This window comes from Litoribrevibacter albus, assembly GCF_030159995.1.
Lineage (GTDB): Bacteria > Pseudomonadota > Gammaproteobacteria > Pseudomonadales > Litoribrevibacteraceae > Litoribrevibacter > Litoribrevibacter albus.
Window position 1 is genome coordinate 352,778 of sequence record NZ_BSNM01000014.1, and the last position, 22,231, is coordinate 375,008.

Genomic DNA, 22,231 nt, shown 5'->3' on the forward strand with positions numbered 1-22,231 from the left:
TTGGTGGTAATCTATTTAGTTATCTCTGTTGCTCTTTAAGGCGGCAATGTCCTTTTCTCGCTCCCTTAATGAATACTCAAGATCAGCGATTTTTTGTTGATATTCTTTTTCAGCGGTTGTTAGCCGCGTAACTTCATTGGCTAAATTCTGGGTGGCTTCACTCAATGTATTTTTCAGAAGATCTTGGTACTGTCGCTTGAGAATGAACCAAGTAAGTAAAACGCCAAATAAGAACGAACCAATAAGTATCAGTGGCATAACCATATATCAAACAAATGTATTAATTTAGGCAATAAAGTTACATAAATTAACAAAACGGTCAAGTCCCCTTCTAGGGTACATTAAGCCGCGTTAATTAATTCATCTGGAAGCTTAGAAGCAATGGCCCACATGTGATGATCACCCAGGCGCTTTGCATCCTCAGGTAACGTGTCCGTTGATTCAAATCTGAACTCTTTAGTCGTTCTACCAACAACCCGAAAGATTTTTGATTTTGCCTGCAGGAACAGTTCTTCGCCCACGCGATAGATTGCTATATCCATCGTATCCACCCTTGTTGATCTTTATTATTTATAGTTGATTATTTTTATTTAAGGAGGATTAAAGATGAGTGTCATTTAAATGGCAACCATTAAAATTACTCAGATAAGACATTATTTTCTAAAGTGTTTCTTTTATAACCAGTCGAATATTGTTTGAAACATCAGTAGGTAAGCACCCGATGATTCCCTGGTTTGAAGCCTGCTCCGCCGCCATTGCATGAACGAAAGCCGCTAATTTAGTGCTTTCGATGCAATTCCTGGACTTGGCAAGAAAAGCCAAAATAACTCCAGACAACACATCCCCCATACCGCCTGTCGCCATTGCCTCATTGCCGAAATATGAAACAAATACATTGTTCTGTTTTTTGGAAATAAGAGTTCCACTGCCTTTTAGGAGAATCGTACAACCGAATTTTTTCGTGAGCTCCATACAGGCAGAGAAACGATCCAACTCCACTTGTTCAACAGAAATATTTAGTAAACGTGCAGCTTCCAGTGGGTGTGGCGTCATCACACAGTGTTCGTGACCATGTGCATCCCAAAGCTCAGGATATTTTGATAAGAGGTTCAATGCATCAGCATCAATAAGCGTCGGCTTCTTCAGAGTTAATACAGTCTCCAAGATTTTTTTTGCACTGGCCTCAATACCTAGGCCCGGCCCAATGGCTATCGCATCACTCTTCTCTGCCAGAAGGTTTACTTGATTTTGAAGGTCGGATTCGTAGCCTCTAACCATTACCTCAGGTGTACGCGTTAGCATGGGTTGAACAGCATTTTTCCCTACTATGGCAGACAACAAGCCAATTCCAGAACGTAGCGAAGCTTCACATGCCAATAGCGCTGCGCCACTGGTTCCATCAGAGCCACCAATGAAAAGTCCTCTACCTGAATCGCCCTTATGGTCTGTTGGGTTTCGTCTGAAAAGTTCTGTGGGAAAAGAATGGGGGGATAACAGTTTAACAGAGGACTGAATACTATCTTTTAAAGAGGCAGGTATGGCGAGCTCATCATAATACAGCGAGCCGGTATAAGCCTTTGCTTGTCCAGTTACCAAGCCTTGATTAATTCCTATGAAGGTTAAAGTTTGATCAGCTTTTACAGCTGCACCTAAGATCTGCCCTGTGTCGGATGAAAGACCGGATGGAATATCTACGGATACCACGGGGCAATTTGACTCATTAATACAAGCAATGGCTTCCAAATATTCCCCTCGTACGTCTCCTGTTAGACCTGTACCCAACATTGCATCTACTATCAGGCTTGGCTGATCAGATGAAGACGATATAGTTTGGTATTCAGTAAAAGATACGGGGCTAATTTTAGAGCGCTGTAAATCAATAAAAGCACTTAACGCCTCACCTTGAAGAGCATTTGGCAGATCCTCAATGTTACCCATTTGAATTACTGTGGCAGATATTCCATGGTCACAAGCCAACTTGGCTGCAACATAACCATCCCCGCCATTGTTTCCGCGACCACAAAAAATAATCCAATGATAATCATCACCGTATTGCTGACGAACAAACTGGAACAGCGCGTGACCAGCTTTTTTCATTAGCTCATAGCCATTTCCGGAATAGAGCGTATCTATGGCCAGTCGATCAATATCTCGCGTTTGCTGCGCGGTATATAGGGATTGATTAAAATGCTCTGGATATGAAGAAGAAAGAGCTTTGATCACACCTCTGATTCCTTATTTAAATGACTTTTCAAAAATCAACGGCATACGATCTTGCCCCCAGGCAACAAGCCTGCCTTTACTGAAGGATGGCACACCCCACAAACCTAAACGACTCAATACCTTACGATTAGCGTCTGCCTCTAGCTCATATCCTCTACTTGCATGTGCATTCAAAATAGCGGGTTCAGACAATTTAAATTCAGCGGCGATTTGTTTTAGGTAGCTATCAGAAGCGACATTGCACCCTCTCGCCCAAATATCACCTAACAGCCGAAACGCAATGTCTAGCCGTTTTGATTCTGGTGTATTCAAAAAAATGGAAATTGCTCGCTCTACCCCCTTGCCCAATGGATCTCTGACCCGTCCGAATTCAATTCCCTCAAAATGGGCTATACGAGCCGCATCTTTCAGAATGTACATCTTCTTTTCTTTTGGGACAGGCAGACCACGAGTTACCATCGGGAGCACAGGTTTTAGATGAATTTTTTCTAGAGGGTAATCATCAGGGTTGAGTGCAATTCTGGCTATTGCAATGTATGAATAAGGGCTTCTGAATGAGAAAAATAGATTAACGTCATCATTTGGACGAGAAGGCACCCTGACGTTCCCCCAATCAGGATAAAGCAGTGTTTGATGTTCCTGCGCTCCCATATTTTTCAAGCGGTCACGTAGAAGGTATACCCTATCTAAGCCCCAATACCATTCCCCTCGATAAAATACTGATGCAGGTAGATAGAACCCTCTTTTGTAGAGTCGATCTGTGTTTTCTTTGAGCTTCTCCGGCACATCAAAGGCATCAAGCAAGCGATTTTGTTGTACCAGCTTATGAATGCGAGCAAAGTCACCATGCCAGTATGCATCAGAAGTTTCTTTAGCTAACTGAATCCATTCAGCAGTGGTTGATCTGGCATACAACAGCAATCTTAAGGCATCTGTCCTTAAGCGTTTCTGATTAGGGATCAGAGTCGGAAATTCTAATCCCCATGCTTGAGCCAAATACCCGGCATCGAGCATTGCGTAACGCTCTAAGGCTTCCTGTTCGGGCCTGTGTGACGCGTCTCTTGGCGCAACCACCTGAATGTCGAAACTGATCTGAAATGCAATTTCCAGCTCTTCGACAACAGGAAGCATCAGGTAGGAATAAGGATCTTCAAGGTCAAAGTAAAAGGTTGCATGATGCCCTTTTCTGCTGATCTTTCGAGCTAGCTCAGACGCATTATGGCGAAGTTTGTATAGTCGCTTCGAACAGATAAGTTCTGCCAAATAGCTTTCAAGTAATTTATTAATAAAAGCCTCCAACTATTTGGTTATACGAGTTTTTTCGCAATAGTTAATCCGTCCGAGATAGGGATCATTGAAATCTCGAAGTCCTTATCTTTATGCAACGCATCGTTGAGTTCCCGAACTCCAGAAGTAGCAGTACTGACATCAGACGAGTCTGCAACCTTACCACTCCAAAATACATTATCGATTAAAAGTAGCCCGCCTACTTTCAATAACGCTTTTAGTTTGATGAAATAATTCGGGTAGTTTTCTTTATCGGCATCAAGAAAGATCAAATCAAAAGAATTGGACTTTCCTTCATTAGCCAAGGAATCAAGTGTTGAAAGTGCTTCACCAAGCTTTAAGGTAACTTTCTGTTCCACTCCGGCCTCTTGCCAATAACGTTTAGCAATAGCAGTCCAGCTTTCATCATTATCACAAGTGGTAATGTGGCAATCATCGTTAGACGCCATTGCCATGCATAGGCTGCTATAGCCAGTAAAAGTCCCTATTTCCAAAATAGTTTGGGGTTGAACTATCGACACAAGTAACTTCATAAACTGCCCTTGCTCAGGGGAAATTTGCATCCTGGCAAGAGGATCTTTGGCAGTTTCTTCTCTTAAACGCGTTAATAGCGCAGATTCACGAATACCTTTGCTGAGCATGTATTCATACAACTTTGAGTCCATTACACCTGACATCTGAGTCATTTTTCATTCCTTTGTCTTATTAATTAGCTGTACTAGATCAATTTTAGGGGAAGTATCAACGATTTGGAGAAGTAATTGCGATAAATAGTTGATAAATTGAACTTATCAGTCAACAGTTAATCTAAAGCTGTTGAAAATATAGACGATAATTAAAGTGTAATAATGCACTTTTAAACTGGATTACTAAAAACCAAGGAGGCAATTATGCGTAATGGCATTATCTGCTACGGTCGTGTTACTAAGCCGAAAAGAACTATTTCAGTAAGTGAATCTTCGAAGTAAAGTAAACTACTCCACTGCGGAGTTCTCGATCAAATAGCAGTAACTCAATATTGGCAAGAATCTTCTAGCATCGCTAGAATTCCTGCCAAAACATTAATTTTCCTCACCTCTATCTTCCATCACTCTCTCTGCTACTTTCGTAATCAGGTTTCTCATCCAGATATGAGCAGGATTGCTATGTAAAAGCGGGCTCCATGCCATTTTTAATTCAAATGAAGGAATTTCGAACGGTGGTTCTTTGATAACCAATTTCTCTAACTTTGAATTCAATCCAACGGCTCTGGTAGGTAAAGTTGCAATCAAGTCGTTATCTTGAGCGAGTAAGATCGCAATTTGATAGTGGCGAGTAAAAACACTGATGTTCCGTTTTTTCTCGATCTTAGCCAACGCTTCATCCACCCAACCTAGTTTTTGTACTTGCCTAGGGTTTACACCAACGCCCACACCCACACCTGTTTTACTTACCCAGATATGCTTTGCGGATAGATAACTCTCTAAGTTGAAGTCCTCAATGATTGGATTCTCAGGACTCATAATGCAGGAAAAACTGTCTGTCCAGACGGTCTTTTGATGGAAGGATTGTGGCAGGTGATCAAAGCGGTTAATGGCCATATCAACACGACCTTGTTCCACATCAGCAAAACTCACATCACTTGGCGTTAATACGTCGAGCGTGATATTCGGAGCTTTCTGACGAACTTCTTTTAGCATTTCAGGCATGAGCGTGGATTCAGCATAATCAGACGCCATGATACGAAAAACACGATTACTGTCAGCTTCCTGAAAGTCCACAATCGGCTGAACCGCTTGATCAACCCGAGAAAGTATTTCTCTGATTTGCGGCTGAAGCTCCTTAGCCCGCTCTGTAGCGGTCATACCTTCTGATGTGCGGATAAGTAATGGATCTTGAAATAACTCCCTCAACCGCTTCAAGCCGTTACTCATAGCTGGTTGTGTGATGCCAAGCTGCTCAGCTGCCTTGGTTACATTTTTTTCTCTGAGCAAGACGTCCAGATGTACGAGCAGATTTAAATCAATGCGGCCGACATTCACAATAAAAATACCTTTATAGAACCATATAAGTTTGAGTTATTTTATACCAAAAGCCCTTAGTGGTTCCATGTTGATGGTTGAGTAGATAAGCTAGCTGCATAAACAGCAAGGAAGAGAAACAGATGAAACGATGTGACTGGTGCAGTACAGACACCGACTATCAAGACTACCATGATAACGTCTGGGGAAGACCTGTTTCGGACAGCAGGGATTTATTTGCCAAGCTCTGCCTGGACGGCCAACAAGCCGGTTTAAGTTGGTTAACGATCCTCAGAAAGCAAGATAACTACTATCAAGCGTATGACAATTTTGATCCGACAATTATTTGTAACTATAACGATGAAAAAATTGAGCAGTTACTGCAAGACGCAGGCATTGTACGCAATAAATTAAAAATCCAGTCAATCATTAAGAATGCCAAAGGCTATTTGGCGATTGAAGACGAGTTTGGCTCTTTTTCAAAGTATATTTGGTCTTTTGTTGAATACCACCCGATCATCAACTCATGGCCTTCAATAGGCGATGTTCCTGTAACCTCTCCTGAGTCCGACGCGATGTCTAAAGACTTAAAAAAACGCGGATTTTCATTTGTAGGAAGTACTATTTGCTATGCATTCATGCAAGCTGTCGGCATGGTTCAGGACCATCTGATTGATTGCATTAGCTACGAAGAATGCCTTCAGGAAAGTAAAAACTTTTTTCTACTCTCTAAGTAATTAAAAAGAGTCGATCAACAACTTGGTAGCCATGATTAGCATCGAAATGGCTACCACAATCTTGATCACTCGCTCCCCTTTTCTAACAGCCACACCAGCACTCCACCATGCGCCAATGAAATTTCCCGCACCTAAAAATAAAGCGTAAAACCAATCGATGTTATTCGTCCAGATAAACACTCCCAGCACTGGGATGGTATAGATCAAGACAAGAAAAACTTTGTGAATGTTAATTTCAAGTAGCTTCATTCCGGCTAACTGTCGGAACGTAACCATGATTACGAAACCGATTCCTGCCTGAATAAAACCACCGTAAAATCCAGTAAAAATAAGAGAGAGATAGAACAACGGGGAATAATTATCTGAAGAACGTTCCTCAGGCAATTTCAGAGGCATAAGAATCGTTACTATGACAAACAGGATGACAATCACCAGTATTCGCTGAAACCAATCATTTGGGATCTCTACAGCGAAAAATGCACCAATCACAGCGCCAGGTATGGTCCACAGAGACAGTTTGAAGCTATCAATCATGTCGTTCTGAAGTTTTCTTTTGAACGCAATAATTGCCGATACGCTTTCAGCTACCAGAGCAACCCTATTTGTCCCGTTTGCAACCTGCGGATCAATGCCAAGGAGAATCATACTGCCTAACGTTAGAACGGATCCACCTCCTGCCATGACATTAATGAATCCGGCAAGTCCGCCAACCAGGAACAAGCAAACAGCAATCAAAATATGTTCTTGTAAGAGAAAATCCATAGTTTTTATCGGACTCTGAGAAAAAGAAAGTAGGCCATTTATGGAAAGAATTTGAGTTATTTCTCAACTTTTGAATTCTTTATACCGCTCATCTGAAGGCAGATTTTTCACTATACAAGCACAAACAATATTCTCAAAGTCTCTGAATGCCTTTTAGCTCAGTAAACTCACGCTTGAGCAAAAAAGTTCCGAATTGGTAAATATTAAAATTGCATTACAAATATGTTTCTAAGATCAAAATATTTCTAGAACAGTTTGTTCAGAACAGGTATTAATATTTAGTACCAAGTCGATACCACTTGGGCAAAGACAACTTTTCATCACATAAGACCAAAAGGGGAAAAATAGATGAGAAGACAGAAACGTGATCAAGCAAGCCGAGCTTTCAACAAGGGTTACACTGCTGGAGTGATGGGTAAGTCCAAAGATATGGCACCTCAAAACCCAGTGCTGAGACATAACTGGCTATGCGGATGGCGAGAGGGCCGTTCAGATCAATGGGATGGCATGACAGGTGTTTCTGGGGTCCACAAAATTCCACTTTGATGATTTATCATCACAGTATAAGTAAATGAGGTGAAAGGGGCTGAATAAGCCCCTTTTCTATTGGCGCTTCATCATGATCTCTGATCGCCCATATCCCCGCAGATTTCAAACTCTCCTATCTCTGATCATCTATCTCTTATCGCTTACACAATGATGCCCTATTCACTCATAGTGAAGCCATCCCAGTGAACTATGCTTCATATTAACAGCATACAAATTAAGACAGTGGATATGAAACGACACGGTTCGTATTACATCACTTGCTCAAAAAATACATTATTGGTGAAATGCATCGGAAGCTGGAACCTGGAAACGACGAGACTGTATTCACTAGAGTTCAAAGGTACAGTAGCCCCACTAATTAATGACCACTGGGCGGCGATATTCGATATGAGAAACTGGGAACTGGCGACACCTGAAAGCATGCCCGTATTTCAAAATCTGATGCAATGGTGTATTGAGCGCGGTATGACTTCATGTATTTATGTCTATGAGCAATCGTTCATCAAAAAACATAATATCGAGCAAATGACTCATTACCTAGAACGTAGACCACACAACTTCAGTGATACCCAGATGACCGATCTTGAGTTAGCCTATGATTGGCTGAGAAGCCATGAGCATGAAGTAAACATAAACGACCTATTAACACTCGACGAGCAAACTAATCGCCATAATGTGGCGACCTTATCTCATATGGCTAACTAATCGAAAACTACAGCCACCTGCGAACCTTGGCTCTGTATTCTTTGAAACTGTCACCATATTTTTCCTGCATGATAAGTTCCTCAGGTTTGATCTGGAACTGATTGATATACAGAACAAAAAAGACACCTGCAATGAGCGTTGATAGCTCTGAGAAATAGAACGTCCCACCAATAAGTACTAACGTCATTCCTAAATACATTGGATTCCTTGTGTATTTGAAAATGCCGCTGGTAACTAGGCTGGAAGCTTCATCAGGCTTCATTGGATTGACCGTTGTGCTCTTCTTACGAAATTCAACGACCCCTGATAAAGCCAGCAAAACGCCAATGGAAACCCATAGTATCGGGATCCATAGAGGAACTAACCCAAGTGAATACAACGGGAGAAAGTCAGACAATTCAACTTGCCCTAATATTGCAATGACCAGCAATGCTAATGGAGGAATCTTTAAGTCCATAGTCTATTCCCTAACTTATTGAACTTTCAGTATAAACAAAAAAACCTGACACGATAGGCCAGGTTTTTAAATGTATGAACTTGATCAAGAACACACAGGTGTGGGAGCTTTAGAACGAATCCCCAGGAATTCGAACCCAGCCTTCCATCAAGACGCGAGCACTTCGGCTCATAATGGCTTTTTTAGCCAGCCATTGTCCGTTACTCATTTCAGCTTCCGCCCCTACTTTTAAAGTTCCAGATGGATGACCAAAAGTCACTGATTGACGCTCTCCCCCGCCGGCTGCAAGGTTTACCAACGTCCCGGGAATAGCCGCAGCCGTGCCAATAGCGACAGCAGCCGTGCCCATCATCGCATGGTGAAGTTTGCCCATAGACAAGGCTCGAACGACAAGATCAATTTCGCTTTCGTTAACCGGTTTACCACTTGATGAGGTGTAAGTTTGTGCTTTTCCAACAAAGGCTACTTTAGGCGTATGTTGGCGGGCTGCAGCTTCTGAAATATCTTTGATCAATCCCATTTTTACAGCGCCATGAGCACGAATTGTCTCAAAACGTTCCAGAGCAGCAGAATCACCATTAATGGCTTCCTGAAGTTCTGTGCCGGTATAGCCAATCTCTTCTGCATTCAAGAAAATGGTTGGGATACCTGCGTTGATCATGGTTGCTTTCAATGTCCCTATGCCAGGGATCTCAAGATCATCCACTAGATTCCCGGTTGGAAACATAGAGCCTTCGCCGTCGGCCGGATCAAGAAATTCAATTTGAACTTCAGCGGCAGGAAAAGTTACACCATCAAGTTCAAAATCGCCGGTTTCCTGTACTTCACCATTGGTCATAGGTACATGAGCAATGATGGTCTTATTAATGTTGGCCTGCCAAATACGAACAGTGGCAATGCCATTCTCAGGCAAACGATCCTGAGCAACTAAACCTTTGCTAATAGCAAACGCACCAACAGCTGCTGATAGGTTGCCACAGTTACCACTCCAATCAACAAAAGGTTTATCGATCGACACCTGGCCAAATAAGTAATCCACATCGTGATCTGGCTGAGAGCTTTTAGCAAGAATTACGGTTTTACTGGTGCTTGACGTCGCACCACCCATACCATCGATTTGTTTGCCATAAGGATCAGGGCTTCCAATAACGCGCTGTAGGATAGCATCACGAGCTGCACCCGGTACTTGAGCTACTTCGGGTAAATCTTCAACGCTGAAGAATACGCCCTTACTTGTACCACCACGAATGTAGGTCGCAGGAATTTTAATCTGAGGAACTGAAGACATAGCTGATTCTCTTGAAATTACGAACTATTAACAGGCATGAACAGCGACGAACTAACCTCAAGGGAGCATGTAATACTCCTTCCGATGATACTGAGGAAACTCAATATCATCGGAGGTATAGCATCGCTTAAACGATTACTGCTAATTAAACATTACTGTTGATTGAGCTTTATTGTTTATTAAGAAAATCCTTGGCAAAGCGCTGTAATACACCGCCAGCTTCGTAAACAGTAACTTCTTCCGCAGTATCCAAGCGGCACGTCACAGGCACTTCAACACGTTCACCGTCTTTACGATTGATGATTAAGGTAAGATCAGCACGAGGCTTGATATCACCAATCACATCGTAGGTTTCAGTACCATCAATGCCGTAAGTCTCACGAGTATCGCCAGCTTTAAACTCAAGCGGAAGTACACCCATGCCAACCAGGTTGGTACGGTGAATACGCTCGAAGCCTTCAGCAACAATGGCTTGCACGCCTGCAAGACGAACACCTTTCGCCGCCCAGTCACGAGAAGAACCCTGACCGTAATCCGCACCAGCAACGATGATCAATGGCTGCTCACGGTTCATGTAGGTTTCAATTGCTTCCCACATGCGCATTTGCTGACCTTCAGGTTCAACACGAGCAAGCGAACCTTGAATCACCTCTCCATTCTCATCACGACACATTTCGTTCAACAATTTAGGGTTAGCGAACGTTGCACGTTGAGCGGTTAAGTGATCGCCACGGTGCGTTGCATAAGAGTTGAAGTCTTCTTCCGGTAGGCCCATTTTCGCCAGGTATTCACCTGCAGCGCTTGAAGCAAGAATCGCATTTGAAGGAGACAAGTGATCGGTAGTGATGTTGTCACCTAATACGGCTAATGGACGCATACCTTTCAGAGCTCGTTCACCTGCCAAAGCACCTTCCCAGTAAGGAGGACGACGGATATAGGTACTCATCTCGCGCCAGTCGTATAGTGGGCTTTCTGCTTCTTCAATCGCACCTAGATCAAACATAGGAATGTAGACTTGATTGAACTGCTCTGGCTTCACGTGTTGGTTAACGATCTCATCGATTTCTTCATCGCTTGGCCACAAGTCTTTCAATGTAATTGGGTTACCTTGCTCGTCTGTTCCTAATGCATCCTGTTCGATGTCAAAACGAACCGTGCCCGCGATAGCATACGCAACAACCAACGGTGGAGACGCCAGGAAAGCTTGCTTCGCATACGGATGGATTCGACCATCGAAGTTACGGTTACCAGAAAGCACCGCTGTAGCGTAAAGATCACGATCAATGATCTCTTGCTGAATCTTAGGATCAAGCGCACCACTCATACCGTTACAGGTAGTACAAGCGTAGGCTACGATTCCGAAACCTAGCTTTTCCAGTTCAGGAAGTAGACCAGACTCTTCAAGATACAGTTTGGCAACTTTTGAACCAGGAGCAAACGACGTCTTAACCCACGGCTTGCGAATTAAACCAAGTTCATTCGCTTTCTTAGCAACAAGACCAGCTGCAACCACGTTTCTTGGGTTACTGGTGTTGGTACATGAAGTAATGGCAGCGATGATCACTGCACCGTCCGGCATTTCACCTTCTTTCTCTTCCCACTCACCAGCAATACCGCGTGCAGCAAGATCAGATGTTGGAAGACGTCGATGAGGGTTTGATGGGCCAGCCATGTTGCGAACAACGCTGGATAGATCAAACTCAAGTACGCGCTCGTATTCAGCTTCCTCTAGACTGTCTGCCCATAGACCGGTTTCTTTTGCGTATTGCTCAACCAAGGCAACCTGCTCTGGTTCGCGACCAGTCAGCTTCAAGTAATCAATGGTCTGCTCGTCGATGTAGAACATTGCTGCCGTAGCACCGTATTCTGGCGTCATGTTCGAGATGGTGGCACGGTCGCCAATACTCAAGTCACGAGCGCCTTCTCCGAAGAATTCAAGATAAGAAGAAACAACACGCTCTTGTCTCAAGAATTCAGTAATCGCCAATACGATATCGGTTGCAGTGATACCCGGTTGACGCTTACCAGTCAGGCGAACACCTACAATGTCAGGAAGACGCATCATAGACGGGCGGCCCAACATTACGGTTTCAGCTTCTAAACCACCCACACCAATTGCAATCACACCTAGTGCGTCAACGTGTGGCGTGTGGCTGTCCGTACCGACGCAGGTATCAGGATAAGCGACACCGTCACGCGCCTGAATCACTGGAGACATTTTCTCCAGGTTAATCTGGTGCATGATGCCGTTACCGGCAGGAATCACATCAACGTTTTTGAATGCAGTTTTAGTCCACTCGATGAAATGGAAACGGTCTTCGTTTCGACGGTTTTCAATTGCACGGTTTTTCTCAAAGGCATCTGGGTCAAAACCAGCGTGTTCTACTGCCAAAGAGTGGTCTACGATCAACTGAGTTGGAACCACCGGGTTCACTTGAGATGGATCACCACCCTGCTCTGCGATGGCATCACGAAGACCAGCAAGGTCAACCAATGCTGTTTGCCCCAAAATGTCATGACACACAACTCGCGCTGGATACCAAGGGAAGTCGAGATCACGCTTACGCTCAATGAGCTGCTTCAATGAATCTGTTAACGCTTCAGGCTCGCAACGACGAACCAATTGCTCAGCCAGAATACGAGATGTATACGGAAGTTTTTCATACGCATCAGGCTGAATGTCATTCACTGCAGCGCGCGTATCGAAATAATCTAAATTAGAGCCTTCAAGAGACTTACGGTATTGAGAATTCATGGTTGTTCCATATATTTCTTTATAAATACGTTCTTTATTAAGTACGTTCTTTAAAAGAACGATTCAAGCTAATCAGCTTGGGAGCCACAGTTACAGTTGTGACTCCAGAAAAATGAGAAGACTATCGGTTCTCGATAGCAACCCACTCAGCCGACTCAGGGCCAGTGTAATCAGCACTTGGACGAATGATACGGTTGTTCGCACGTTGCTCTTTAACGTGCGCCGTCCAGCCTGTTACACGCGACATCACGAAAATCGGCGTGAACAATTTCGTTGGGATACCCATGAAGTTATATGCAGACGCATGGAAGAAGTCCGCATTACAGAACAATTTCTTCTCACGCCACATCACTTCTTCACAGCGAACAGACACTGGATAAAGAACGGTGTCACCTACTTCTTCTGCAAGCTTCTCTGACCATTCTTTAATGATTACGTTACGAGGATCAGATTCGCGGTAGATCGCATGACCGAAGCCCATGATCTTTTCTTTGCGAGCCAACATACCCATCAAGCCTTCTTCCGCTTCGTCAGCCGTCTTGAAGCGCTCGATCAGTTCCATCGCTGCTTCGTTGGCACCACCGTGAAGAGGACCACGAAGTGAACCGATCGCACCAGTTACGCAGCTGTGAATGTCTGACAAAGTAGAAGCACAAACACGCGCGGTGAAGGTAGACGCATTGAACTCATGCTCTGCATAAAGAATCAAAGACACGTGCATTACTTTTTCATGTAGCTCAGATGGTTTCTTGCCATGCAGCATGTGCAGGAAGTGAGCACCGATTGAATCTTCATCTGTATTCGTTTCAATTCGAACGCCATCATGACTGAAGCGATACCAGTAACAAATAATGGCTGGGAACAAGGCCAACATACGATCGATTTTGTCGTCTTGCTCTGAGAAATCTTTCTCTTCTTCAAGGTTGCCCAGCATGGAACAACCGGTACGCATTACGTCCATTGGATGAGCATCTGCTGGAATCAATTCCAAAACACTTTTTAAAGCTTCTGGCATCTCACGCAGTGATTTAAGTTTGGCTTTGTATTCTGCTAACTCTTGTTCCGTCGGTAAATGACCTCGGAGCAGTAAATGGGCTACTTCCTCAAACTGTGCATTTGTTGCCAAGTCTGTGATGTCGTAGCCACGATACGTTAGACCAGCACCTGTTTTACCTACGGTACAAAGTGCTGTTTCACCTGCAACTTGTCCACGAAGACCAGCTCCGCCTAGTTTTTTATCAACCATGATTCTGTCCTTTTCCACGGCAGCATCTGCTGCATATTTATATACAAATAACTTTAACTAATATCTACAACTATCTAATTTAATTAGATATTAATTACTTATTCTTACCTTGGGCAAACAATGCATCCAGTTTTTGCTCGTAATCGTGATAACCCAAGAAATCATAAAGTTCCATACGAGTCTGCATCAGATCAACGACGTCTTTCTGATCACCCTTCTCAAGGATGTTTTCATACACAGCCAACGCCGCTTTATTCATCGCACGGAATGCACTTAGTGGATACAACACCATGTCAGCACCGGCTTCAGCTAACTCCGCACGGTTATACAAAGGGGTCTGACCGAATTCAGTAATATTAGCCAAGATTGGCACATTCAAGGCATCTTTGAATGCACGATAGTGTTCCAACTCATTGACTGCCTCAGCAAAAATTCCATCTGCCCCCGCTTCAATACAGGCTTGAGCGCGTTCAATAGCAGCCTCCAAGCCTTCCTGAGCAAATGCGTCAGTACGGGCCATGATAAAGAAGTTTTCGTCCGTACGAGCGTCTACACACGCTTTAATACGATCTACCATTTCATTTTTGGAAACGATTTCTTTATTTGGACGATGACCACAGCGCTTTTGAGCTACCTGATCTTCAATGTGTACAGCAGCCGCGCCTGCTTTTTCCATTTGTTTGATAGTACGATCGATATTGAATGCACCGCCCCAACCTGTGTCGATGTCTACAAGTAGAGGAAGCTCAGTTGCAGAAGTAATTCTTCTAACGTCTTCGATCACATCGTTCAAGCTGGTCATCCCTAAATCAGGTAGGCCATAGGAAGCATTAGCTACACCACCACCTGACAAGTAGATTGCCTGGTGACCTACCTTTTCCGCCATTAAAGCTGTGTACGCGTTAATGGTTCCTACAACTTGTAGAGGGTTACTTTCTTCAATGGCTTTACGGAACTTGGCGCCCGGAGACAATTTAATTGTCATCATGCTTCTCCTGCGGTGAGTTGATCAAAATAAGTTTCCACGGCTTTGCGTGAACGTTGAATATGTTTCTTCATCAGCATTTCAGCCAATTCACCATCTCTGTCCGCAATGGCTTCAACAATGCGTTGATGATGGACAAAAGCCTTTTCAGGGTGGCTTGAAATGTTAGTGGTGGATATTGCGCTGAACTGATGGCGGTACATCAAAATTAAGTGATAAAGCTCTTCACACAATAAGTGGATGAGCTTACGATTTTTACTGCCATGAATAATGCAGTAATGAAAATCGAGATCACCTTGCTGTTTGTAGTAAGACGTACCGTCTTTGAAATCCTGATCTTGCTGGTGCTTTTGAAGAAGGGCTTGAAGTTGCTCAATCTCGTCTTCTGTCATGTTTTCTGCTGCTAAACGGCAAGCGAGACCTTCGAGGTTTTCTCTGATTTGATAGAGCTCAATTAACTCTTTATGAGAAAGTGAAACGACTCTTGCCCCCACATTGGGAGCTCTCTCGATTAACCCCCGGGATTCTAATCTTGAAATCGCTTCACGTAGCGGCCCCCGACTTACACCATATTTAGAGGCCAAGGCCGACTCAGAAATTTTGGTACCTGGCGCTATATCGCCATTAACAATATCTTCCTGGACTTTGGTCAATACCTGATCAGCCAGAGTAAGATTGTTGACAACTGTAGTTAAAGTCATAAGAAAAATGCTACGAATCGGTCTAATGATGAGGAATTGTAGACAAAACCACTCTCTTGTCAACAATAAGAGCAAATCAAGACATTAAAACTGAGAAATATCGAATCTTTCAATACAGATTGTCGACAATTCGGTCACAGACACAAAAAAGCCGGGAGATAAAAACACGTCCCGGCTTTAAAGGGTTTTAGAAGATGGTATTAACCTACTTCATCAAATCCAATACCAATTTGTTCATACGAGCAACATAGCTTGCAGGGTCATCCAATTGACCACCTTCTGCCAATGAAGCCTGATCAAAGATGATCTGCGCCATATCGTTGAAGCGAGCGTCATCAGACTCATCATTCAAACGCTGAATCAACGGGTGATCGGTATTAATCTCAAGAGATGGTTTAGATTCAGGTAGCTTCTGGCCAGCTGCTTCCATCAAGCGACGCATCTGCAGACCCATGTCATATTGCCCAACGACTAAACACGCGGGTGAGTCAGTAAGGCGGTTAGTGACACGCACATCCTGTACCTTCTCGGTAAGCGCTTCTTTAAGGTGATTAACAAGACTCTCAAAGGTTTTTTCTGCTTCCTCTTTCGCTTTCTTGTCTTCTTCTGTATCCAGAGAATCAAGATCCAGCTCACCTTTCGCCACGTCAACGATTTGCTTACTGTCGAATTCACTCAAGTGACTCATCAACCACTCATCGACACGGTCTGAAAGCAACAAGACTTCAATGCCTTTCTTACGGAACACTTCCAAATGAGGACTGTTCTTAGCTGTGTTATGGTTTTCAGCCACAACGTAGTAAATCTTGTCCTGACCTTCCTGCATACGTTCTACGTATTGCTCTAGGCTGTGAGATTGCTCTTGAGCATTATCATGTGTCGTTGCAAAGCGAAGTAGTTTTGCAATTTTCTCTTTGTTGGCAAAATCTTCACCCGGGCCTTCTTTAAGTACCTGACCAAAGGCTTTCCAGAAGGTAGCGTATTTGTCAGGCTCGTTGTTAGCCAATTTAGACAGCATGTCCAAAACACGTTTGGTCAACGCAGTTTTCATAGTGGTAACAGCGCGGTCTTCCTGAAGAATCTCACGAGACACATTCAATGAAAGATCATTAGAATCGATAACACCTTTGATAAAGCGTAGATACATCGGCAAGAACTGGTCGGCCTTGTCCATAATGAAGACACGCTGAACATACAGTTTTAGGCCACGCGGGGTGTCACGATCCCACAGATCAAACGGTGCATTAGTTGGCACATACAGCAGACTGGTGTAATCAAGCTTACCTTCTACCCGGTTATGCGCCCAAGTTAACGGCTGCTCGAAATCATGTGAAACATGCTTATAGAATTCTTGATATTCTTCTTCTGAGACTTCTGATTTTGAACGAGTCCAAAGTGCAGTCGCGGTATTGATCGTTTCATCTTTTGGCTCTTCAGCCTCTTCACCTTCCGCAGGAGGCATAGGCTCAGATTTCATCACGATCGGCATTGAAATATGATCAGAGTATTTTTTAACTAAGCTACGAAGACGGAACGAGTCGGCAAATTCATTTTCCTCTTCACGAAGGAATAACGTAATCTCAGTTCCACGATTCTCTTTAGTGATGGTTTCAACGGTGAATTCACCTTCACCTTCTGAACTCCAGAAAACACCATTTTCAGCAGACTCACCTGCTTTCCGGGTACGAACTTCAACTTTTGAAGCAACGATAAATGCGGAATAGAACCCCACACCAAACTGACCAATTAACTGGGAGTCTTTCTTCTGATCGCCTGTTAGTTGTTGTAAAAATGAAGAAGTGCCAGACTTGGCAATTGTACCAAGATGATCAACAACATCCTGGCGGTTCATACCAATACCATTATCAGCAATCGTGATGGTGTTAGCGTCTTTATCTACCGACAAGTGAATGGCTAACTCACCGTCATTTTCATAGAGAGAACTGTCTTCAAGCGCTAAGAAGCGAAGTTTATCGGCAGCATCCGAAGCGTTGGAAATGAGTTCGCGTAAGAAGATTTCTTTATTGCTGTATAATGAGTGGATCATTAGGTGCAATAATTGTTTCACTTCCGTTTGAAAGCCCAAAGTCTCTTTTTGTGCTTCTACTGACATGAGTATCCCCTATTGTTACTTCTTTTGGTTCAATGTTCACATTTGATCAAGTCGTGGCAAAAACCACATTTTGTTTGATGCTTATGTGGGGATGGATCAGATCATTTCAAGCAATAAAATTTATTTTGTTACTTTGAGTTCGGAAATTTCACTTTGAGGGATCTGAATTTCAACCCCTCCATTTTGCAATTGGATCGTAATGGACTTCGTTGGAGTAACCTTGATTAGCTTTCCTGTTCGCTCCTGACCATTCGCCTTTGTTACTAAAACATTTCTACCAACAAGAGCCAGATAGGGATCGTCGAGCGATTCTGTCTGTGCAGAAGTCTCATTCGTTATGTTTTCAGGGGAAGCAACATTAACACCATTTGGTGGAGCCATACTCTCAGGCTCAAGCATACTGGCATCTGCGCTTACCGAGATCGACTCTGACAACATAACCTCTACATCTTCAAACTGGAGTGAAGCGATAAGGTCCAGAGGTATTTGTACATCAACCGTACCAGCCCCCAAAGGCTTACGGATGTTAATGACACGCTCTTCAAGACTTAAGAATTCACCTCGTTGTGTAGTTCCATCAACTTTGGTTACCACTAAGGCTTGCTGCTGGTAAACTTCCAGAGTTTGCCGAAATTCCGCCAAGGTTATGCGTTTTGTGGCGTTAACTTCCTGCTTTTGGTGGCGGTAGTCAGATAGGAACTTCCTAAGAACAATCAAAGAACGATGGTTTAAAAGCGTTTCCCCGTTCCTGATATCAATCGAAACGGTAATTTCTTTGACTAACTTTGATTCATCAAAGAGTTGTATTCCTGCAATGTATTGGCGCTCAGATATAGCCCGCACCAGGCCAACTTTGAAACTTAGTTCAGTTGAGGTTTCAGGCCAACTACTTGAAATGACTTTTCGGGCATCGGCTTTGGTAAATTCCTGCAAAGTTTGATTTAACGGGTTTTGAAGATCGGCTATGAAATGATAAGAAACCTCATCCCCTTTTAGCTCCAAATCTAAGCTGAGGCCTTGCTGAGACAGCACCAACGTCTGAATAGATAAATCCTCAACAACAAATTCCTTAGTGGCTGAATCCTGATAGGAATGCAAAACCTTAGGCTGAGACAGCTGAACCTTTTCTGTCCCTACATTAGGATTCAAATCCTTGTGTTGAATCTGCCATTCCTGAACTGAAATTAATTGGTCCGTCTGAACTAAATACAGTGTTTGCTCTTCTAAAACAGTTTTCCAGCTCTCTGAGGATTGTTCTGAGTGATACATTGAAGGTAGGGTTGAGCCAACAATAAACCAAGCGCCACAAGACAGAAACGTAGCAACCAGAAAACTCAACTGAAAAACAAACAGAAACTTATGCTCTTTTCTGTGCTTATAAGCATAGTAGAGAGCGCACGGAGGGAACCAATTTAATAGCCAACCTTCCCCTTTACTACGAGATGAAATGCTCCACTGACAAAGAACCACTGTCAGAAAGAGTAAAAGGGAGACCAGAAAAACGATGCCTATCATGTTGATTCACATTCCGTGTGCATAAAAGCTACTTATACTTCTGTTGATGACTTTAGGTTTCAGGGATTAAGAAGTGAGCACGTGCCGTTGTAATTGGCTCTGTTCGAGTCTTTTGCCACGCATAAATCGACACATTTGCCACACGTTTACCCTGACGGGTAAGTTCGCACTCTACAAATGTATCTTGAAAATAGCCGGCCCTCAAATAATCGATCGAAAAATCAACAATTTTTGGAAGCTTAGGCACATCCTGGAACATTAGTAGGTAAAGTGATGCAGAGAGCTCCATAAAACCACCGATCACGCCACCATGAATGGCTGGCAACAGAGGGTTACCAATGTTCAGTTTATTTGCAGGCAGTCTAAAAATGACATCGTCGCCAAATCGCTCACACTCGACACCAATCTTCTTAGCGTACGGTATTTGGGCAATGAGTTCACTGTAGTCACCCGATTTATGTGCACTTGCAACAAGATCTCTTAGGTTCATTGATAATCTCCTTGCAGAACACGCTTTCTAAAGTAATCAGGAGTGAACTCGGTACCTAAACGCATAAACGTTCCAACGCAATAAGCAATTGGGTTATCAGGATCATTTTGATAGGCATAACCACGAGTAAAAACAACGTTTCTGGAAATCCGATAACATTCAGCAAAACCGTGAACTGGTTGGTTAGGTTCAGCCGCTTTTAGATAATCAATACGTAAGTCTAACGTTGGACAAATTTCAAAATCTTTTAAGGAGCAAATAACCGAAGTGCCCGAGGCTGTATCCATTAAAGTTGTTATGGCACCACCATGCATGACTCCCGTTTCGGTATTTCCAACCAACTCCGGATTATAAGGAAGGTGTAATGTCGTCCCTCCTTTCTCGTCTACCTTGGAAACAGATAAACCAATATCAACACAATGAGCCAACTCATCAATGAAACGCTGAGCGCGGGACGTAAGTCCCTGATCAACCACTTCTTCTATAGAATTATTCATTAGAAATTCCAAATAAGAACAACAGTGAAAGATCCTTACTTATCGGATCTGCCTCGAATTAGGGCTTTTAATGTACTTGAGTGAAACTCACGATAGTACAAAACCCCCACTACCAGTAATGTCACGGCAATGAATAAAGGGGTGCTTATAAACCAGGTCAAAAACGCCATTCCAAAGTAATAGCCTCTCAACCCTAAATTAAAATGCTTTCCTGCATTATCTATCACTTTAGCTGCAGAGCTGGCGAAAGCTTCTTTTCGCCCTGCGGAAACGCTTGGATCATCAGCAAGCGGTGCGGCGCCAATCATCACAGAACAAAACCCGTATTGCCGTAAACACCATGAAAACTTGAAAAAGGAATACGCGAAAATACCAATCATGATGAACAATTTAAAATGCCAGTAATTGAGATCATAAATGAAGGGAACCTCTACCCCTTGGAAAAAATCCTCAAACTTATCCAATGTGCCTAATGCCGTAACTAAACCAGCCAGAATAATGATGGATGTAGAAGCAAAGAACGCAGCGTTTCGCTCAAGATTAGAGACAATGGCTGCATCAGCAACTCTGTTGTCACGGGTAATTACTTTTAACATCCACTCATAGCGGTAATTATGAAGAGCACTGGAGAGAGCATTACGAGAGCGAGCTAAATATTGTGCTGTATGGACATAGCCAATCCAAGCTGTAAAAAAGAAAGTCAGAGGTAATAGATCCAAAAAAGTCATTCATTTCTCCTAGGAGGATGGATTTTAAAGACTTTTATTTCTCACACAAGCTCTTACTTTATGAGTTTGACAAAAAAGTGGGCAACTCGGTAAGTTATTCGTTCCAGCAATTTTGATAATAGCTGACGATTTGTCCACTCATGAGGTTTGATCTCAATCGCAGATTGGAGTTTAGACAAGAAGAACCCCTCGATGTCTGAAACAAAGCAGGAATCTGTTGATGCAAAGTTTAGCTCGTGATTAAAACGGAAGCTAAATACATCAAGATTAAACGAGCCCAGCGTAGCCCAATCATCAATCAAAATTACCTTGCTATGTAAAAAACGATCATTAAGTTCATGGATTGTAACTCCTGCAGCCAGAAGTTTTTTATATCGCCCTCGAGCAAGGTACTTCATGAACACCACATCCGTGACACCAGGAAGAAGCAATCTGACATCCACCCCCTGCTGCGCTTTTTTTACTAAAAAACGGATGGTTTTTCTTGTAGGGAAAAAATACGCACTATTGATCCATATTCTACGATTGGCACTCGATAGCTTTTTATAGAATGCCCTTTTGATCCAGTGCGTGGAGAAATGGTGCGCATATAACCAGCCAACCATACGCTTTTGAAAAATGTAATTCGGCCCTTTGAGAGGAATAAATAAGCTTCTGGGCTTGTTACCAACGGCATTAAATTTCCAAGTGAAAATGGAGCAAAGCTCAGGAATACTTTGGTCTTCCACCTTGACCATCACTTCTGACCAGGGAGACAGAGCTCTACTTGGCTGATAAAAACTATCGGTAATTCCTGCTCCACCGGTGTAAGCTATTTTCTCGTCCACAATAAATAACTTCACATGAGTACGACGTAAATTATGGAAACCTAACCCGATGTGGATGGGATTGAATAGCTTAATAGAAATATTGGGATGCAAAGAAAGACGATCAAAATCGTTATGAAGACCAAGAGAGCCAAAGGCATCAAAAATACAAAAAACCTTTACACCCGCATCAGCCGCTTCAAGCAATGTCTCAGAAACAGAGCCCCAAAGTTCGCCGTCCTCAACCAAATAGTTTTCTATCAGGATACTCTTGGTGGCTTGTTTTAACGTATCCAGGATTTCTGGATAAAAAGAGCTTCCATCGACTAAAAGTCTGGGAGGCGTACATAAGGAAGTAGAGGTAGGATTCATAGGAAACTAATTGGT

General features: G+C 43.1%; 22 protein-coding genes. 3 read left to right on the forward strand and 19 right to left on the reverse strand.

Features of this window, described 5'->3' with window-relative positions; all coding sequences use genetic code 11:
* Positions 1-15 precede the first annotated feature (15 nt).
* The 6 genes from QQL66_RS11925 to QQL66_RS11950 form a co-directional block, all read right to left on the reverse strand.
* On the reverse strand, positions 16-258 hold the full coding sequence (locus QQL66_RS11925) for a hypothetical protein (RefSeq protein ID WP_284381646.1): 243 nt from the start codon (positions 256-258) through the stop codon (positions 16-18).
* 83 nt (positions 259-341) lie between these two features.
* Positions 342-542 carry a hypothetical protein gene (locus QQL66_RS11930; protein WP_284381647.1) on the reverse strand — a complete coding sequence of 67 codons (201 nt, stop codon included), beginning with the start codon at positions 540-542 and terminating at the stop codon, positions 342-344.
* A gap of 118 nt (positions 543-660) precedes the next feature.
* The gene (locus QQL66_RS11935; RefSeq protein WP_284381648.1) at positions 661-2,223 is read right to left on the reverse strand and encodes an NAD(P)H-hydrate dehydratase; all 1,563 of its coding nucleotides are present in this window, start codon (positions 2,221-2,223) and stop codon (positions 661-663) included.
* A 12-nt stretch (positions 2,224-2,235) separates the two neighbouring features.
* Positions 2,236-3,486 (reverse strand): DsbA family protein, encoded by a 1,251-nt coding sequence (locus tag QQL66_RS11940; RefSeq protein ID WP_284381649.1) that lies wholly within the window; start codon positions 3,484-3,486, stop codon positions 2,236-2,238.
* Positions 3,487-3,530: 44 nt separating this feature from the next.
* Positions 3,531-4,196 (reverse strand): O-methyltransferase, encoded by a 666-nt coding sequence (locus tag QQL66_RS11945; protein WP_284381650.1) that lies wholly within the window; start codon positions 4,194-4,196, stop codon positions 3,531-3,533.
* 375 nt (positions 4,197-4,571) lie between these two features.
* On the reverse strand, positions 4,572-5,531 hold the full coding sequence (locus QQL66_RS11950) for a LysR family transcriptional regulator (protein WP_284381651.1): 960 nt from the start codon (positions 5,529-5,531) through the stop codon (positions 4,572-4,574).
* A 122-nt stretch (positions 5,532-5,653) separates the two neighbouring features.
* Here QQL66_RS11950 and QQL66_RS11955 point away from each other — a divergent pair, with 122 nt between their 5' ends.
* Entirely contained in the window at positions 5,654-6,247 is a 594-nt protein-coding gene (locus QQL66_RS11955; RefSeq protein WP_284381653.1) for a DNA-3-methyladenine glycosylase I, read from the forward strand.
* Here the strand turns inward: QQL66_RS11955 and QQL66_RS11960 are convergent, their stop codons facing one another.
* Entirely contained in the window at positions 6,248-7,009 is a 762-nt protein-coding gene (locus QQL66_RS11960; protein WP_284381655.1) for a sulfite exporter TauE/SafE family protein, read from the reverse strand.
* A gap of 348 nt (positions 7,010-7,357) precedes the next feature.
* On the opposite strand from QQL66_RS11960, the gene rmf reads away from it, so the two are divergent.
* A complete protein-coding gene (rmf, locus tag QQL66_RS11965; protein ID WP_284381657.1) occupies positions 7,358-7,555 on the forward strand; it encodes a ribosome modulation factor in 198 nt (65 codons plus the stop codon).
* Between the two features lie 231 nt (positions 7,556-7,786).
* A complete protein-coding gene (locus tag QQL66_RS11970; protein ID WP_284381659.1) occupies positions 7,787-8,263 on the forward strand; it encodes a hypothetical protein in 477 nt (158 codons plus the stop codon).
* Positions 8,264-8,270: 7 nt separating this feature from the next.
* On the opposite strand, the gene QQL66_RS11975 is transcribed toward QQL66_RS11970, so the two are convergent.
* The 12 genes from QQL66_RS11975 to QQL66_RS12030 all read right to left on the reverse strand — a co-directional run bounded on the left by QQL66_RS11975 (position 8,271) and on the right by QQL66_RS12030 (position 22,216).
* Entirely contained in the window at positions 8,271-8,720 is a 450-nt protein-coding gene (locus tag QQL66_RS11975) for a methyltransferase family protein (protein ID WP_284381661.1), read from the reverse strand.
* 109 nt (positions 8,721-8,829) lie between these two features.
* Complete coding sequence (gene prpF, locus QQL66_RS11980; RefSeq protein WP_284381663.1) at positions 8,830-10,008, reverse strand: 2-methylaconitate cis-trans isomerase PrpF; 1,179 nt, start codon at positions 10,006-10,008, stop codon at positions 8,830-8,832.
* 169 nt (positions 10,009-10,177) lie between these two features.
* Positions 10,178-12,763, reverse strand: coding sequence for a Fe/S-dependent 2-methylisocitrate dehydratase AcnD (gene acnD / locus QQL66_RS11985; protein ID WP_284381665.1), 2,586 nt, complete (start codon positions 12,761-12,763; stop codon positions 10,178-10,180).
* A 121-nt stretch (positions 12,764-12,884) separates the two neighbouring features.
* Positions 12,885-14,009 carry a bifunctional 2-methylcitrate synthase/citrate synthase gene (gene prpC, locus QQL66_RS11990; RefSeq protein ID WP_284381666.1) on the reverse strand — a complete coding sequence of 375 codons (1,125 nt, stop codon included), beginning with the start codon at positions 14,007-14,009 and terminating at the stop codon, positions 12,885-12,887.
* Between the two features lie 94 nt (positions 14,010-14,103).
* Positions 14,104-14,994, reverse strand: coding sequence for a methylisocitrate lyase (gene prpB, locus QQL66_RS11995; RefSeq protein ID WP_284381830.1), 891 nt, complete (start codon positions 14,992-14,994; stop codon positions 14,104-14,106).
* On the reverse strand, positions 14,994-15,695 hold the full coding sequence (locus QQL66_RS12000; protein ID WP_284381668.1) for a GntR family transcriptional regulator: 702 nt from the start codon (positions 15,693-15,695) through the stop codon (positions 14,994-14,996). Before QQL66_RS12000 ends, prpB begins: the two co-directional genes overlap by 1 nt.
* Positions 15,696-15,900: 205 nt before the next feature.
* Positions 15,901-17,808, reverse strand: coding sequence for a molecular chaperone HtpG (htpG, locus tag QQL66_RS12005; protein WP_284381671.1), 1,908 nt, complete (start codon positions 17,806-17,808; stop codon positions 15,901-15,903).
* A 120-nt stretch (positions 17,809-17,928) separates the two neighbouring features.
* Positions 17,929-19,323, reverse strand: a complete 1,395-nt coding sequence (locus QQL66_RS12010; RefSeq protein WP_284381673.1) for a hypothetical protein — start codon at positions 19,321-19,323, stop codon at positions 17,929-17,931.
* A 52-nt stretch (positions 19,324-19,375) separates the two neighbouring features.
* Positions 19,376-19,813, reverse strand: a complete 438-nt coding sequence (locus tag QQL66_RS12015) for a PaaI family thioesterase (protein WP_284381675.1) — start codon at positions 19,811-19,813, stop codon at positions 19,376-19,378.
* Complete coding sequence (locus QQL66_RS12020) at positions 19,810-20,310, reverse strand: PaaI family thioesterase (RefSeq protein ID WP_284381676.1); 501 nt, start codon at positions 20,308-20,310, stop codon at positions 19,810-19,812. Before QQL66_RS12020 ends, QQL66_RS12015 begins: the two co-directional genes overlap by 4 nt.
* Before the next feature lie 35 nt (positions 20,311-20,345).
* The gene (locus tag QQL66_RS12025; protein WP_284381678.1) at positions 20,346-21,038 is read right to left on the reverse strand and encodes a DUF599 domain-containing protein; all 693 of its coding nucleotides are present in this window, start codon (positions 21,036-21,038) and stop codon (positions 20,346-20,348) included.
* Between the two features lie 53 nt (positions 21,039-21,091).
* A complete protein-coding gene (locus QQL66_RS12030; protein WP_284381680.1) occupies positions 21,092-22,216 on the reverse strand; it encodes a phospholipase D-like domain-containing protein in 1,125 nt (374 codons plus the stop codon).
* Positions 22,217-22,231 lie beyond the last annotated feature (15 nt).

Excerpts from the sequence above, each read along its gene's own strand:
- QQL66_RS11925 (WP_284381646.1), bottom strand. The coding sequence starts at position 258 with ATGCCACTGATACTTATTGGTTCGTTCTTATTTGGCGTTTTACTTACT.
- QQL66_RS11930 (WP_284381647.1), bottom strand. The coding sequence starts at position 542 with ATGGATATAGCAATCTATCGCGTGGGCGAAGAACTGTTCCTGCAGGCA.
- QQL66_RS11945 (WP_284381650.1), bottom strand. The coding sequence starts at position 4,196 with ATGACTCAGATGTCAGGTGTAATGGACTCAAAGTTGTATGAATACATG.
- QQL66_RS11955 (WP_284381653.1), top strand. The coding sequence starts at position 5,654 with ATGAAACGATGTGACTGGTGCAGTACAGACACCGACTATCAAGACTAC.
- QQL66_RS11960 (WP_284381655.1), bottom strand. The coding sequence starts at position 7,009 with ATGGATTTTCTCTTACAAGAACATATTTTGATTGCTGTTTGCTTGTTC.
- rmf (WP_284381657.1), top strand. The coding sequence starts at position 7,358 with ATGAGAAGACAGAAACGTGATCAAGCAAGCCGAGCTTTCAACAAGGGT.
- QQL66_RS11970 (WP_284381659.1), top strand. The coding sequence starts at position 7,787 with ATGAAACGACACGGTTCGTATTACATCACTTGCTCAAAAAATACATTA.
- QQL66_RS11975 (WP_284381661.1), bottom strand. The coding sequence starts at position 8,720 with ATGGACTTAAAGATTCCTCCATTAGCATTGCTGGTCATTGCAATATTA.
- prpF (WP_284381663.1), bottom strand. The coding sequence starts at position 10,008 with ATGTCTTCAGTTCCTCAGATTAAAATTCCTGCGACCTACATTCGTGGT.
- acnD (WP_284381665.1), bottom strand. The coding sequence starts at position 12,763 with ATGAATTCTCAATACCGTAAGTCTCTTGAAGGCTCTAATTTAGATTAT.
- prpC (WP_284381666.1), bottom strand. The coding sequence starts at position 14,009 with ATGGTTGATAAAAAACTAGGCGGAGCTGGTCTTCGTGGACAAGTTGCA.
- prpB (WP_284381830.1), bottom strand. The coding sequence starts at position 14,994 with ATGACAATTAAATTGTCTCCGGGCGCCAAGTTCCGTAAAGCCATTGAA.
- QQL66_RS12000 (WP_284381668.1), bottom strand. The coding sequence starts at position 15,695 with ATGACTTTAACTACAGTTGTCAACAATCTTACTCTGGCTGATCAGGTA.
- htpG (WP_284381671.1), bottom strand. The coding sequence starts at position 17,808 with ATGTCAGTAGAAGCACAAAAAGAGACTTTGGGCTTTCAAACGGAAGTG.
- QQL66_RS12010 (WP_284381673.1), bottom strand. The coding sequence starts at position 19,323 with ATGATAGGCATCGTTTTTCTGGTCTCCCTTTTACTCTTTCTGACAGTG.
- QQL66_RS12015 (WP_284381675.1), bottom strand. The coding sequence starts at position 19,813 with ATGAACCTAAGAGATCTTGTTGCAAGTGCACATAAATCGGGTGACTAC.
- QQL66_RS12020 (WP_284381676.1), bottom strand. The coding sequence starts at position 20,310 with ATGAATAATTCTATAGAAGAAGTGGTTGATCAGGGACTTACGTCCCGC.
- QQL66_RS12025 (WP_284381678.1), bottom strand. The coding sequence starts at position 21,038 with ATGACTTTTTTGGATCTATTACCTCTGACTTTCTTTTTTACAGCTTGG.
- QQL66_RS12030 (WP_284381680.1), bottom strand. The coding sequence starts at position 22,216 with ATGAATCCTACCTCTACTTCCTTATGTACGCCTCCCAGACTTTTAGTC.